Source organism: Nocardia neocaledoniensis (assembly GCF_029868625.1).
GTDB lineage: Bacteria > Actinomycetota > Actinomycetes > Mycobacteriales > Mycobacteriaceae > Nocardia > Nocardia neocaledoniensis_A.
Genome location: NZ_JARWOJ010000121.1, coordinates 1 through 14,368 on the forward strand (window position 1 = coordinate 1; position 14,368 = coordinate 14,368).

General features: G+C 68.5%; 14 protein-coding genes. 12 read left to right on the forward strand and 2 right to left on the reverse strand.

Annotated features, from left to right (window positions below; genetic code table 11):
* Positions 1–254 precede the first annotated feature (254 nt).
* Entirely contained in the window at positions 255–1,352 is a 1,098-nt protein-coding gene (locus tag QH270_RS08620) for an acyl-CoA dehydrogenase family protein (protein WP_280340001.1), read from the reverse strand.
* A 22-nt stretch (positions 1,353–1,374) separates the two neighbouring features.
* Positions 1,375–2,568: an acyl-CoA dehydrogenase family protein gene (locus tag QH270_RS08625; protein ID WP_280340002.1), complete on the reverse strand. Its 1,194-nt coding sequence runs from the start codon at positions 2,566–2,568 to the stop codon at positions 1,375–1,377.
* A gap of 187 nt (positions 2,569–2,755) precedes the next feature.
* Here QH270_RS08625 and QH270_RS08630 point away from each other — a divergent pair, with 187 nt between their 5' ends.
* The 12 genes from QH270_RS08630 to QH270_RS08685 form a co-directional block, all read left to right on the forward strand.
* Positions 2,756–2,944, forward strand: a complete 189-nt coding sequence (locus QH270_RS08630; protein ID WP_280340003.1) for a ferredoxin — start codon at positions 2,756–2,758, stop codon at positions 2,942–2,944.
* Positions 2,945–2,987: 43 nt separating this feature from the next.
* Positions 2,988–3,890: a 3-oxoacyl-ACP reductase gene (locus QH270_RS08635; RefSeq protein WP_280340005.1), complete on the forward strand. Its 903-nt coding sequence runs from the start codon at positions 2,988–2,990 to the stop codon at positions 3,888–3,890.
* A gap of 324 nt (positions 3,891–4,214) precedes the next feature.
* The gene (locus tag QH270_RS08640) at positions 4,215–4,979 is read left to right on the forward strand and encodes an MlaE family ABC transporter permease (RefSeq protein WP_280340014.1); all 765 of its coding nucleotides are present in this window, start codon (positions 4,215–4,217) and stop codon (positions 4,977–4,979) included.
* A gap of 5 nt (positions 4,980–4,984) precedes the next feature.
* Positions 4,985–5,836 (forward strand): MlaE family ABC transporter permease, encoded by an 852-nt coding sequence (locus tag QH270_RS08645; RefSeq protein WP_280340006.1) that lies wholly within the window; start codon positions 4,985–4,987, stop codon positions 5,834–5,836.
* A gap of 4 nt (positions 5,837–5,840) precedes the next feature.
* Positions 5,841–7,040, forward strand: a complete 1,200-nt coding sequence (locus tag QH270_RS08650) for an MCE family protein (protein WP_280340007.1) — start codon at positions 5,841–5,843, stop codon at positions 7,038–7,040.
* A complete protein-coding gene (locus QH270_RS08655; protein WP_280340008.1) occupies positions 7,037–8,065 on the forward strand; it encodes an MCE family protein in 1,029 nt (342 codons plus the stop codon). The genes QH270_RS08650 and QH270_RS08655 overlap by 4 nt, the downstream gene beginning before the upstream one ends.
* Positions 8,058–9,125, forward strand: coding sequence for an MCE family protein (locus QH270_RS08660; protein ID WP_280221743.1), 1,068 nt, complete (start codon positions 8,058–8,060; stop codon positions 9,123–9,125). Before QH270_RS08655 ends, QH270_RS08660 begins: the two co-directional genes overlap by 8 nt.
* Positions 9,122–10,384, forward strand: coding sequence for an MCE family protein (locus QH270_RS08665; RefSeq protein ID WP_280340009.1), 1,263 nt, complete (start codon positions 9,122–9,124; stop codon positions 10,382–10,384). Before QH270_RS08660 ends, QH270_RS08665 begins: the two co-directional genes overlap by 4 nt.
* The gene (locus tag QH270_RS08670) at positions 10,381–11,595 is read left to right on the forward strand and encodes an MCE family protein (RefSeq protein WP_280340010.1); all 1,215 of its coding nucleotides are present in this window, start codon (positions 10,381–10,383) and stop codon (positions 11,593–11,595) included. Before QH270_RS08665 ends, QH270_RS08670 begins: the two co-directional genes overlap by 4 nt.
* Complete coding sequence (locus tag QH270_RS08675) at positions 11,592–12,995, forward strand: MlaD family protein (protein ID WP_280340011.1); 1,404 nt, start codon at positions 11,592–11,594, stop codon at positions 12,993–12,995. The genes QH270_RS08670 and QH270_RS08675 overlap by 4 nt, the downstream gene beginning before the upstream one ends.
* Positions 12,992–13,834 carry a hypothetical protein gene (locus QH270_RS08680; RefSeq protein ID WP_280340013.1) on the forward strand — a complete coding sequence of 281 codons (843 nt, stop codon included), beginning with the start codon at positions 12,992–12,994 and terminating at the stop codon, positions 13,832–13,834. The genes QH270_RS08675 and QH270_RS08680 overlap by 4 nt, the downstream gene beginning before the upstream one ends.
* On the forward strand, positions 13,831–14,368 hold a 538-nt coding region (locus tag QH270_RS08685; RefSeq protein WP_348537641.1), incomplete at its 3' end, for a hypothetical protein. The genes QH270_RS08680 and QH270_RS08685, both read left to right, overlap by 4 nt.

The window sequence follows — 14,368 nt, forward strand, 5'->3', positions numbered from 1 at the left end:
GAGCACCGGCTTCGCGAGCACGGTGGGGGGGGGGGGGGGGGGGGGGGGGGGGGCGCCGCGGGGGGGGGGGGGGGGGGTGGGGGGGGGGGGGGGGGCGGGCGCGCCCCCCGCCCCCCCCGCGGCGCGGCGGGGCGGGCGGGCGGGGGTGGGGGGGGGCGCCCCCCCCCCCCCCCCCCCCCCCCCCCCCCCCCCCCCCGGGGGGGGCCCCCCCCCCCCCCCCCCCCCCCCCCCCACCGTGCTCGCGAAGCCGGTGCTCAGCTCGCCAGTTCGGCACCGAGGGCGAGGAGGTGGGGAGTGGCGCCGCCGAGGGCGAATTCGTTGTGCTTGGCGGCGGTGAAGTAGTTGTGGGTGATGTGGTCGCGGTCGATGCCGAGGCCGCCGTGCACGTGGACGACGGTGTGGGCGACCTTGTGGCCCGCGTCGGCCGCCCAGAACTTGGCGATGTGGACGGACTCGGCGGCGGGCAGGCCCTCGCTCAGGCGCCAAGCGGCCTGGGTGACGGTCAGGCGCAGCCCGCCGATGTCGATGTAGGCGTCGGCCAGGCGCTGGGCGACCGACTGGAACGAGCCGATGGCCTTGCCGAACTGTTCGCGGGTGCGGGTGTGCTCGGCGGTGATCTCGAGCGCGCGCTCCAGGGTGCCCAGCTGAAGGGCAGACAGGCCCAGCCAGGCGTGCTCACGCAGCCAGGTGAGGACGTCGGCGCCGGACTCGACGGTGCCGAGCAGGGTGGCCGGGGTGGCGGCGAACTCGATGGCGAACTCGGGGCTCAGGTCGACGACCTGCTGGGCGGTCCGGGTCACCGAGGCGTGCTCGGGGTCGACGACGAACACGGCCGGACGGCCGGAAACGCTGGCGGGCACCAGGATTCGCTCGGCGCGGTCGGCATAGGGGACGGTGGTCGCGGAACCGGTCAGCGTCCACGCGGCACCGGCGGACTCCGCGACGATGGCGGGCGCATCGGTGGTGGCGCGCAGTTCCTCGGCCAGCGCGGCAGTCAGCACGATCTCGCCGGTGCCCGCTCTGGCGGCCAGCTGCCGCTGCTCGGCATCGCCGAAGCGGGCCAGCGCCCCGGCGCCCAGCACGATCGAGGACAGGTAGGGCACCGCGGCGACGACGCGGCCCAGCTCGCGCAGGATCGCGGACTGCTCGAGTGTGCCGAAAGCGCTGCCGCCCAGGTCTTCCGGCAGGGCGGCGGCGAGCACGCCGGTCTCGGCGAGCGACTTCCACAGCTGCTCGTCGTAGCGGCCGTCGACGTCGAGTTCGCGCAGACGGTCGGCGGTGACGAGCTTGGCGCAGATCTCGCCGGTCAGCCGGGCGAGGTCGGTCTGAGCTTCGGTGGGTGTGAAATCCATGAGGGGATACCGGCTTTCGAGATCAGCGGGCGGCGGCGGGCTGGCGCAGGGCGGTCATGGCGATGATGTCGCGCTGCACCTCGTTGGTGCCGCCGCCGAAGGTGAGGATCAGCGCGGCCCGGTGCATCCGCTCCAGTCTGCCGAGCATCGCGGCGCCGGGAGAGTCCTGGCGCAGGTAGCCGTGTGACCCGACGACTTCCATGAGCAGGCGGTAGGCCTCGGTGGCCAGCTCGGTGCCGTAGACCTTGCACGCGGAGGCGTCCCACGGCTTGGGCGCCGCCTCGCCGCCCTGGTCGGCGCGGCTGGCGATCTCCCAGTTGAGCAGCTTCAGGTATTCGACCTTGGCGTAGACGCGCGCCAGGTTCAGGCGCACCCACTCCTGGTCGATGACGCGCTTGCCGTCGGGGCCGGTGGTCTCGCGCGCCCACTGCACGGTCTGGTTGACCGCGAGCGAGAGCGGACCGGCCGAGGTGAGCGCGACCCGCTCGTGGTTGAGCTGGTTGGTGATCAGCGACCAGCCGCCGTTCTCCGGGCCGACCATCGACGACGCGGGCACCCGCACGTCCTGGTAGTAGGTGGCGCTGGTGTCGGGCCCGGCCATGGTGTGCACCGGCGTCCAGGAGAATCCCTCGACATCGGTGGGCACGATGAACATCGTGATGCCCTTGTGCTTCTTGGCCGTCGGGTCGGTGCGCACGGCCAGCCAGATGTAGTCGGCGTAGGCGATCAGGCTGGTCCACATCTTCTGGCCGTTGATCACGAAGTCGTCGCCGTCGCGGACGGCGGCGGTGCGCAGCGAGGCGAGGTCGGTGCCCGCGCCGGGCTCGGAGTAACCGATGGCGAAGTGCAGTTCACCCGAGGCGATCTTGGGCAGGAAGAACTTCTTCTGCTCCTCGGTGCCGTACTGCATGATCGTCGGCGCGACCGAGTTCAGCGTGAGGAAGGGGACCGGCGCACCGGCGATGGCCGCCTCCTCGACGAAGATCAGCTGATCCATCGTCGTGCGGTCCTGGCCGCCGTACTCCTTGGGCCAGGACAGCGTCAGCCAGCCGTCCTTGCCCATCTGGCGTACGACCTCGCGGTAGACATCGCCCTCGCCGTATTCGCCGGTCTGCAGGCTCAGCGCCTTGCGCCGCTCCGGCGTCATCAGGCGGGCGAAGTATTCGCGCAGCTCGGCGCGCAATTCTTCCTGCTGCGGCGTATACGCGACGCGCATGGGTTCTACCTCGGTATCTGCTGCGAAACGGACGGTGGCGGGGCAGAGGGGGTGCGCCCCGCCGAAACCGATCATTGCATATGAACTGGAACATGTTCCAGTATTGACAGTGAATCGGCGCCGGTTCCGCTCCGTGGACCGTCCTGTCCGGGTTAGGGTCGCCGAGACCGCATGGAAGGAAGTTCTCATGAAGATCATCGTCGATTTCGACCGGTGCGAAGCGAACGGCGTGTGCGTTGGAATCGCCCCTGACATGTTCGAACTCGATGACGACGACAATCTGCACGTCGCCGACGCCGAGGTCGACCCCGATCGGGTCGCCGACGCGGAGGAGGCGGTGGCGCAGTGTCCGAAGGCCGCGCTGAAGTTGGCGTGATCGGTACTTGTCGTAAAGTGCAACACGTTCTAAAGTCGGCCCGATGAGTGTGATGCAGACTTCACTGGACGGCCGGGTCGCCATCGTCACCGGCGCCGGCGCCGGGCTCGGCCGGGCCGAGGCCCTCGCGCTGGCGGCGGCCGGCGCGGCGGTCGTCGTCAACGACCTCACCGAGGACGCGGCCGCCGAGACCATCGCCGCGATTCGCGAGCTCGGCGGCAAGGCCGAGTTCGTCGGCGGCAGCATCGCCGAGCGGGTCACGGCCGACGCGCTCATCGCGACCGCCAACGACTCCCTCGGCGGCCTCGACATCGTGGTCAACAACGCGGGCATCACCCGCGACCGCATGCTGTTCAACATGTCCGACGAGGACTTCGACGCGGTGATCGCGGTGCATCTGCGCGGTCACTTCCTGCTCTCCCGCAACGCGGGCGCCTACTGGCGCGCGGCGTCGAAGGCCGCGGGTGAGCCGGTCTACGGCAGGCTGGTCAACACCTCCTCGGAGGCGGGCCTGCTCGGACCGGAGGGCCAGGCGAACTACGGCGCCGCGAAGGCGGGCATCACCGCGCTGACGCTGTCGGCCGCGCGTGGGCTGTCCCGCTTCGGCGTGCGGTCGAACGCGATCTGCCCCCGGGCCAGGACCGCGATGACCGAAGCCGTCTTCTCCGACGCCCCGGAGGGCACGGTCGACCCGCTCGCGCCGGAACATGTCGCCCGGCTGGTCGCCTATCTGGCCTCGCCCGCCGCCGACGCGGTGAACGGGCAGGTGTTCGTCGTCTACGGCCCGATGGTCGCCCTCATGGCGGCGCCCGAGGTCGAACAGCGCTTCGACGCCGCGGGCGCGGAATGGTCCGAGGCCGACCTCGCGTCGACGCTGTCCGGCTACTTCTCCGAGCGTCCCGCCGACCACACGTTCTCGGCCCGCGCGCTCCGCGATCTGGGCTGATTCGCGCCGCGCCGGTTTGCCGGAGGTTGGCCCGCCGCGCGCCACCGCGCTCCTGTCTGCCGTGTTGTGTTGAACGCCGGTCCAGCTATTGGTAGACATGAGCGTCGAGGTGTGTGGCGCCTCACAGGAGGTAAACGGCATCCGGTCAGCACACGTTTCAGTTTTGGCGGCGAATTTCTTGAAAATGTACTGGTAAAAGTCTTTCCAAACGCCAGACATCAACAGGAACATGTTCTAGTGTTTGGGCAGTCTTCAGAACGGGGTGGCGGTGAAGTACGGATACGCGGATCGATCGATCCGCCCGTCGACGAAGGAGGAATTCGCGTGAACGACCTCCTTGCTGTCCCGTTGCGGGCGGTCGGCGGATTCTTCGAACTCGGCGCGGACGTGGCCAAGGCCGCCGTCCGTCGCCCGTTCCAGTGGCGTGAGTTCATCGACCAGTCGTGGTTCGTCGCCCGCGTCTCGATCGTGCCGACCCTCCTGGTGGCGATCCCGTTCACGGTGCTGGTGGTGTTCACCCTCAACATCCTGCTGCGCGAGATCGGCGCCGCCGACCTCAGCGGGGCGGCCGCCGCGTTCGGCGCTGTCACGCAGGTCGGGCCCATCGTCACCGTGCTGATCGTGGCCGGTGCGGGCGCCACCGCGATCTGCGCCGACCTCGGCGCGCGCACCATTCGCGAAGAGATCGACGCGATGAAGGTGCTCGGCATCGACCCGATCAGCCGGCTGGTCGTGCCGCGCGTGCTCGCCTCGATGTTCGTGGCGCTGATGCTCAACAGCCTCGTGTGCACGGTCGGTATCGTCGGCGGTTTCGCGTTCTCGGTCTTTCTGCAGGGCGTGAACCCCGGCGCGTTCGTCAATGGCATTCCGCTGCTGACGAATCTGCCCGAGCTGATCATCTCCGAGATCAAGGCGGGCCTGTTCGGTTTGATCGCCGGAATGGTCGCCTGTTATCTCGGATTGCAGGTGAAAGGCGGGCCGAAGAGTGTCGGCGACGCGGTGAACCAAACGGTGGTATTCGCCTTCATGGCGCTGTTCGTGGTGAACGTGGTCGTCACCGCGATCGGCCTGAAATTCACGGTGCGGTGACCGAAATGGCATTCATTGTTCGCAGCAAGTTCCCGCGCACGGTCCGCCGCTTCGACCGCGCGTCGAAATCCGTGGATTCCCTTGGCGAGAAGGCCATCTTCTTCGTCAAGGCGCTCGCCTCGGTGCCCCGCGCGCTGGTGCACTACCGCACCGAGACCATCCGGCTCATCGCCGAGATCAGCATGGGCAGTGGCGCGTTGGCGGTGATCGGCGGCACCGTCGTCATCGTCGGCTTCCTGACCCTGATGGCGGGCGGCACCATCGCCGTACAGGGCTACAGCTCGCTCGGCAATATCGGCGTCGAGGCGCTGACCGGCTTCTTCGCCGCCTTCATCAATGTCCGCATCGCGGCGCCGGTGATCTCCGGGATCGGCCTGGCCGCCACGATCGGCGCGGGCGCGACCGCCCAGCTCGGCGCGATGCGGGTGGCCGAGGAGATCGACGCGCTGGAGTCCATGGCGATCCGGCCGGTGCCGTTCCTGGTCGGCACCAGGGTGCTCGCGGGCCTGATCGCGATCGTGCCGCTCTACGCGCTCGCGGTGATCGCCTCCTTCCTGGCCAGCCGTTTCGCGACCGTGGTGATCTACGGGCAGTCGGCGGGCGTCTACGACCACTACTTCTCGACGTTCCTCATTCCGAGCGACATTCTCTGGTCGTTCGCGCAGGCGATCGTCATGGCGCTGGCCGTCATGCTGATCCACACCTACTTCGGCTTCACCGCCGCGGGTGGTCCGGTGGGCGTCGGTATCGCGGTCGGCAATGCGGTGCGGGCCTCCCTGGTCGCGGTCGTCACTGTGACGCTGCTGATCTCGCTGGCCATCTACGGCACCTCCGGCAACTTCCACCTCTCGGGATAGCGCGATGGATACCAATAGGTTCGTTGCCGCACTGCACGGCGGGCTCGGGCGCAAGCTCGCCGCCCTCGCGCTGGTCGGCCTGCTCGTGGCCGGCGCCTCGCTCGCGATCGCACTGTTCCAGGGCGCGTTCACCAACACCGCTGTGGTGCTGGTGGATACGCCACGCACGGGGCTGGTCCTCGATCCCGACGCCAAGGTGAAGGTGCGCGGGGTCGAGATCGGCCGGGTCACCGACATCGACCTCCGGAACGACGGCGCCCAGCTGCGGCTGGAAGTCGACCCGGACCAGCTGAAGCTGGTGCCCGCCAACGCCGGTGTCGATATCCGGTCGACCACGGTGTTCGGCGCCAAGTATGTGAACTTCATCGTTCCGGAGCAGCCCGCGGCCAAGGCGCTGGCGCCAGGGAGCACCGTCTCGGTGAGCTCGGTGACCGTGGAATTCAACACGCTGTTCCAGCACCTGTCCGATGTCCTCGCCCAGGTGGAGCCGGAGAAACTGAACGCGACGCTGACCGCGCTCGGCACCGCGCTGGAAGGCCGGGGCGACAAGATGGGCGACCTGCTTGTCCGCTCGGATCGCTATCTGCGCGAACTCAATCCGTACCTGCCCACCCTGCAATCCGATCTGGACAAGACCGCGGACGTGACGGGTCTCTACGCCGAGGTCACCGACCCGCTGCTGCGCACCGTCGACAACGCGACCGGTACCTCGCGGACCATCAGCGAGATGCAGGGGCAGCTCGACGATGTACTGGTGAACGTGATCGGGCTGTCCGACACGGTGGGTTCGGTGCTGCGCGAGAACGAGCAGAACCTGGTGACCGCGCTCGATCTGCTGCGGCCGACGACCGGCCTGCTGTTCGAGTACGCGCCCGCACTGGGTTGCGTCATCGACGGACTCGGCCCGCTGATGCCGATCGCCGAGGACATGATGGGCGGGCTGTTGCCGGGTGTCGGCATGAACGCCAGCTTCATGCTCGGCGCCGAGCCCTACACCTACCCGAAGGACCTGCCCAAGGTGAACGCCACCGGTGGCCCGCGCTGCGAGGGCGTGGTGGACCGGGTGCCGGAGAGTCATTCGGACTATCTGGTGACCGACACCAGTGAGGGTTCGGTGTACACGCCGAACACCCAGCACGAATTCCACGGTGTGCCAAAGGTGTTCCAGCTGCTGCTGGACGGACTGCCGGGAGTGACGCGGTGAGGAACACGGGAACGACGATCAAACTGGCGATCTTCACCGTGGTGATGACGCTGGTGTTCGCCGGCCTGGCGATCGTCTTGAGTCAGGCGCGGTTCTCCAGCGAGAACGGCTATCGCGCGGTGTTCACCAGTTCCTCGGGCATGCTGCCCGGCGCCAAGGTACGCATCGCCGGCGTGCCGGTGGGTTCGGTGACCTCGGTGAAGGTGGGCGACGACAACCTCGCCCACGTCGAGTTCGATGTCGACACCAAGTACGCCGTGCTGGCCAGCACCCGTGCGGCGATCAAGTACGAGAACCTGGTCGGTGACCGCTACCTGGAACTGCTGGAGGGCCCCGGGTCGGCGCGGCGGCTGTCCGACGGCGACACCATCGGCCGCGAGCAGACCCAGCCCGCCCTGGATCTGGATCTGCTGCTCGGCGGCTTCAAGCCGCTGCTGCGTGGACTCGATCCCACACAGGTGAACGACCTCACCGCGGCGCTGCTGCAGATCTTCCAGGGCCAGGGCGGCACGCTCGTCTCGCTGCTGAACAGCGGCGGAAGCTTCACCAAGACCCTGGCCGACCGGGACGCGCTGATCGGCAGCGTGATCGACAACCTGAACACCGTGCTCGCCACCATCAGCGATCGCGGCGACCAGTTCGCCACCACCATCGAAGAACTGCAGCGCCTGGTCAGCGACCTGTCCGCGCAGCGCGACCCGATCGGCAACGCCTTGCCGCGGATCGCGGGCGCGACCCAGGAGGTCAACGACCTGCTCGCGCAGGCCCGTCCCGATCTGCGCAACACCATCGAACAGACCGGCAGGCTCGCCACGAACCTGGACGAGGGTTCCGATCACATCGAGTGGGTGCTCGGGAAACTGCCGGACACCTACAAGAAGCTCATCCGGATCGGTGCCTACGGCTCCTTCCTGCAGCTGTACATCTGCGGCACCAACTTCCTGGTCACCGGCCCGAACGGGCTGCCGATGGAAGTGCACGCGCCGGGTCTGCAGGCGACCGGAAGGTGCACGCCCAATGAATGAGAACAAATCGTCGGCAGCGACGATCGGCATCGTCGGTGTGGTTCTGGCGGTGACGATCTCGCTCGCGACGCTGCAGTTCACCGAACTGCCCTTCATCCGCTCCGGCGCGACCTTCACCGCGAACTTCCTCGACGCGGGCGGCCTCGTCCCCGGCGATCCGGTGCATGTGGCCGGTGTGCGTTCCGGCGAGGTGCGGCAGGTCAGCCTCGACGGCGACAAGGTGCTGGTGAAGTTCGACCTCGACGAGTCGATCGTGCTGGGGGAGAAGACCACCGCCGCGATCAAGACCAACACGGTGCTCGGCCGCAAGTCGCTGGATGTGGTGCCGAGCGGCCCCGGTGCGATCGGCACCCGCGACACGATTCCGGTCGACCGCACCACCTCGCCCTACTCGCTCAACGAGGCGCTGAGCGATCTCGGCGGAACCGTGCGCGATCTCGACCTGGAACAGGTCGACAAGACTCTCGACACCCTGTCGGCGGCCTTCGCCGAGACGCCAGGTCCGTTGCGCAACGCGCTCGACGGTGTCACGGCCCTCTCGCGCAGCATCAACGCGCGCGATCAGGCGCTGACCGATCTGCTGGCCAGAGCGCAGAACGTCACCAAGATCCTGGCCGACCGCAGCACGCAGCTCAACACGCTGCTCCTCGACGGCAACGAACTGCTCGGCGAGCTCGACCGGCGCCGCGCCGCGATCAACCAGCTCGTCGTCTACGTCGACGATGTCGCCAGGCAGCTCTCGGGCCTGGTCGCCGACAACGAGCCACAGATGCGGCCGACGCTGGACCGCCTGAACTCGGTCCTCGCCCTGCTGCAGCGCAACGAACAGAACCTCAACGAAGCCCTCGACGGCCTCGGCCCCTACGCCGCCGCGCTCGGTGAGCAGGTCGGCAACGGGCCCTGGTTCAACGCCTACGTGGTGAACGCGACCAGTACGGAACTGCGCCCGCTCGTCGACGCGCTGGTCTGGCCCGAACAGGTGCCGCAGGACCTGATCGACATCTTCACCAACCCGAGGACGCCGTACATCGCTCCTGCCGAGGAGGATCCCCCGCGATGAGCTTCACCCAGCAGGTGCGCGGGTTGCCGCGCTGGACGATCGCGGTGGCGGTGGTAGTGATCGCGGCTCTGGTAGCGGTCGGCCTCTACTTCGTCACCGGCGGCGGGAAGAACACGGTGACCGCCGCGTTCACCTCCACCACCGGCCTGTACGAGGGCGATGAGGTTCGCGTCCTCGGCGTCACCGTCGGCAGCATCGACTCCATCGAACCGGGCCAGGGTCAGTCGCGGGTGCGGATGAGCATCGACAGCAGCGTCGACCTGCCCGCGGACGCGCGCGCCGTGATCATCGCGCCGTCGCTGGTGTCGGCCCGCTTCGTACAGATCGCGCCCGCCTACAGCGGCGGCCCGAAGCTGGTCGACGGCGCCCAGATTCCGCTCGAGCGCACCGCGGTGCCCGTGGAGTGGGACGAGATCAAGGCCGAACTGACCAAGCTGTCGGCGGCGCTGGGTCCGGTCGGTGACGACAAGCAGGGCTCCTTCGGCCGCTTCGTCGACACCGCGGCCGACAACCTCGACGGCAACGGGCAGAAGTTCCGCGACACCCTGCGTGAACTGTCCGCGACCATGACGACCCTGTCCGACGGGCGGACCGACCTGTTCGGCACCATCCGCAACCTGCAGAAATTCGTCGAGGTGCTCTCGGCGAGCAATGAGCAGATCGTGCAGTTCAGCGGCCGGCTGGCGTCGGTGTCCTCGGTGCTGGCCGGTGCGTCGGAAGACCTCGGCGCCGGACTCGACAGCCTCGACATCGCGCTCGCCGATGTGAAGCGGTTCCTCGACGGCACCGGTGGCGAACTGACCGAGGGCGTCGAGAAGCTCGCCGATGTCACCCAGACGCTGGTCGACAAGCGACCCCAGATCGAGCAGGTGCTGCACTCCGGCCCCACCGCGATGGTGAACTTCTACCAGCTCTACAAGCCGGCGCAGGGTTCGCTCACCGGCGCTGTCGCGCTGAACAACTCGGCGAATCCGCTGAGCTTCCTGTGCGGTTCGATCCGGGCGCTGGAGAACAACAACTCCGACCGGTCCGCGGACCTGTGCGCGGAGTTCCTGGCGCCGGTGATCAGTTCACTGGCGATGAACTACGTGCCGCTGATGACCAATCCCGCCAGCGGCGTGACCGCCTTCCCCGAGCAGCTGGTGTACAGCGACCCGAGCCTGGCGGGCGCGGGCCAGCCGACTCAGGCTCCGGCCGCCGCTCCGATCACCGTGCCCGAAGGTCTTGCCGGGCTTGCCGTTCCAGGAGGACAGCGATGAGGCGGCAACGCACACTCGCCGGGCTGGCCGTCGGTATCGCCGTCGCGCTCGGCACCACCGGCTGTCAGTTCGACGGGCTCAACTCCCTGCCCATGCCGGGCTCCGAGGGGCGCATGCCCGGCTCGTACACCGTGCGCATCCAGATGCCCAATGTCACCACCCTGACCCGGAATTCGCCGGTCCGGGTGGACGATGTCGAGGTCGGCAACGTCACCGGGATCGAGGTCGAGGGCTGGCATGCGCTGGTGACGGTCTCGCTCAATCCCGATGTCCGCCTGCCCGCCAACGCGGTCGCCAAGATCGGCCAGACGAGTCTGCTCGGCAGCAACCATGTCGAGCTGGCCCCGCCGTCGACCGGCGCGCCGCAGGGGCAGTTGCGCGACGGCGACGTCATCCCGCTGGATCGGGCGGGCGCCTATCCGACCACCGAGCAGGTGCTGTCCTCGCTGTCGGTCGTGCTCAACGGCGGCGGTATCGCGCAGCTGGAGACCATCACCACCGAACTGAACGCGATGGTGAACGGCCGCGAGGCCGAGATCGCCGACCTCCTGCCGCAGCTCAACGAGCTGACCACCGGACTCGAGCGGCAGACCGGCAGCATCATCGCCGCGATGGAGGGTCTGGACCAGCTCGCGGTCAAGCTGGCAGGCCAGAAAGACGTGATCGCCGAGGCGATCGAACAGATCCACCCCGCGCTCACCGCCCTGGCCGACCGCTCGGCGAACATCACCGCGGCGATCACCGCCCTCGGTGAGCTCGGTGACGTCAGCGAACGGCTCATCCAGACCAGCGGCGACAACCTGGTGGCCAACCTGCGCAGCCTCGGCCCCGTGCTGAAGACGCTGGCCGACACCGGAAACAATCTGATCCAGGCGCTGGGCATCCTGCCGACGTTCCCCTTCCCGATCAGGAACATCGACAACGCGATCATGGGCGACTACATGAACCTGTTCATCACGTTCGACCTGACCGCCAGCCGACTCGACAGCAACTGGCTCACCGGTACCCCGCTCGGCGGTCGCTTCGGTGGTGTCGAGGGCGTCGTCGGTTCGTTCGCGCCGTCCACCGCCACCGATACGGCCGACCCGTTCGCGGCCCCGCAGGCCCCCGCGCCCGCTCCGAGTATCCCCGGGCTCCCTGCCATTCCCGGCTTGCCCGCCATCCCCGGTATCACCGCGCCGCTGCCCGGTCAGGAAGGGGCGGGTCGATGACACTCACCCGGTTCGTGCGAGTCCAGCTCGCGATCTTCGCGGTGCTCACCGTGATCGGCCTGGTCGTCATGGGCGGCACCTACCTGCAGGTGCCCGCCATGCTCGGGATCGGCCGGTACGCGGTCACCGTGCAGCTGGCCGCCACCGGCGGGCTCTATCCCACCGCCAACGTCTCCTACCGCGGCCAGAACATCGGCAAGGTCGAAGCGGTGCGCCTGACCACGGCCGGTGTCGAGGCCGATCTGTCGATCGACAGTGACTACAAGGTGCCCGCCGATTCGAGCGCGTGGGTGCGCAGTGTCTCGGCCATCGGCGAGCAGTACGTCGATCTGGTGCCGTCCGAACAGCCCGCCGACGGGAATCTGCGCGACGGCTCGGTGATCCCCGAGCAGCGCACGCACCTGCCGCAGGATGTCGGCGCGATGCTCGACCAGGCCGACAAGTTGCTCGCGACCGTCGCCGATACCCGCTTGCGTCAGGTGATCGACGAGGCGTTCCTCGCGTTCAACGGCGCCGGGCCCGATCTGCAGCGGTTCATCGACTCGGCGGCGCTGCTCGTGCAGCAGGCCGAAACCGATATCGAGCCGACCAAGAAACTGCTCGACCAGATCGGTCCGCTGCTGGACACCCAGACCCGCTCCGCCGACGACATCCGTTCCTGGACCGCGGATCTGGCCACGGTCACCGATCAGCTGCGCGAGCACGATCCCGCGCTGCGGAGCCTGTTGGACAACAGCCCCGCCGCGATGGAGACGGTGACCAACCAGTTCCAGTCGCTGCGCCCCACGCTGCCGCTGCTCGCCAGCAATCTGGTGAGCCTCGGACAGGTCGGCGTCACCTACAACGCGAGCCTCGAACAGCTCATGGTCGTGTTCCCGCCGCTGATCGCGGCGCTGCGCACCGCCATTCGCGGACCGGCGAAGTACGGCGTGATGGTCGACTTCATGACCGTCCTCAACGATCCGCCCGCCTGCACCACCGGCTTCCTGCCCGCCGACCAGTGGCGGGAGCCGAGCGACCTGACCCCGATGGAAACCCCACCCGGGCTGTACTGCAAGGTGCCGCAGGACTCCAACATCGCGGTGCGCGGTATCCGCAACACGCCGTGTATGGAGTTCCCCGGCCGCCGGGCCCCCACTCCTGAACTGTGCCGCACCGGGTACGTGCCGGAAGGCAACAACCCGCCGTTCGGCGAGGTTCAGCCCGTCGCTCCGGCGTCGGCACCGGCAGGCGCATCGACGGGTGGTGTGACCCCCGCCGCAGCGCGCCCCTATGATCCGTCGACAGGCACCTACCTGGGCACCGACGGACGCACGTACCGCCAAAGTGACATCGCCGAGGACGGCTCGGGCACCGTGCCGGCCAGCTGGCAGGCGATGTTGGAGGGACAGCAACGATGAACGACAACGACAACCGCCGCCCGCGTCGGCGGGCCGCACGCACGGCCGGTCCGCCGGTCGAGGAAGCGGCGGCCGGAACGGTCACCATCACCAAGAGCCAGACCGCATCGCCGACGGCGGACGCGGACGTCACGGTGAAGGTCACCGACGCGCCCGCCGAGTCCGCAGACGCCACGGTGCAGCTCGCCGACGTCGCCACGGGTTCTGAAGATGCCACGGTGAAGCTTGCCGAGACCACCGTGAAGCCCGCGGATGTCACCGTGAAATCCACGGGGAAGTCCGACGACGCCACCGTGAAGCTCGCCGCGAGCGAGCACGTCGACCCGCGCAAGTCCGCGGACGAGAAGGCGCCCGGCTCGCGCGGCCGCATCCTGGCGCTCGCCGCGGCGATCGTGCTGGTGCTCGTCCTCGTCGTCGGCGCCGGGTTCGCCGCGTTCACCGCCTACTCGGTGAACAAGGACGAGGACCTGCGCGCGCAGTACACCGAGACCGCCCGCCAGGCGGTGCTGAACCTCACCACCATCCGCGCCGACACCGCCAAGGAGGACATCGACCGGATCCTGTCGGTGGCCTCCGGTGACTTCAAGACCGAGTTCGACGGTCGGGTCGACCCGTTCATGGAGGTCGTCAAGCAGGCGAATGTGGTCTCCACCGGTGAGGTGGTGGAGTCGGGCATCGTCACCGCGGACGCCGATTCCGCGCAGGTGCTCGTCGCCGCGAAGCAGACGGTGAGCAACAACGGCTCGCCGGAACCGCAGTCGCGGCAGTACCGGTTCCGGATCACGGTGTCCAACGCCGATACCGGGATGACCGTGTCGAAGGTGGAGTTCGTCGGATGAGCCAGCGTATGAAGATCGTCTTCGGCGGCCTCGCCGCCCTCGGCCTGATCGCCGCGATCGTGCTCGGGGTGAGCGGCTACCAGCTCTGGCAGCACGACCGGACCGAGCAGGCCCGCGCCGACGCGATGAGCACGGCCAGCCGCACGGTCAGCGCCATGTTCACCTATGAGCCGGCCACCGTCGACACCGAACTGCCCAAGGCGGCCGACGGCCTGACCGAGGCCTTCCGCACCGACTACCTGAAGCTGATCAAGGAAGCCATCGCGCCCGGCGCCAAGGAGAAGCAGCTCACCGTCAAGGCCACCACCCAGGCCGAGGGCGTGGTCTCGGCCGAGCCCGAGCACGCCGTCGTGCTGCTCTACCTGAATCAGCTGACCACCAGCAAGGACACCCCGGACGGCAGCACCTCCGGCAGCCGGGTGCGGGTCACACTGGACAAGTCCGGCGACCGCTGGCTGGTCTCCCAGGTCACCCCGATCGAGCAGACCGGACTGGGAAGTGTTGTTCCGCAGCCCGATTCGGCCACCGGCTTGC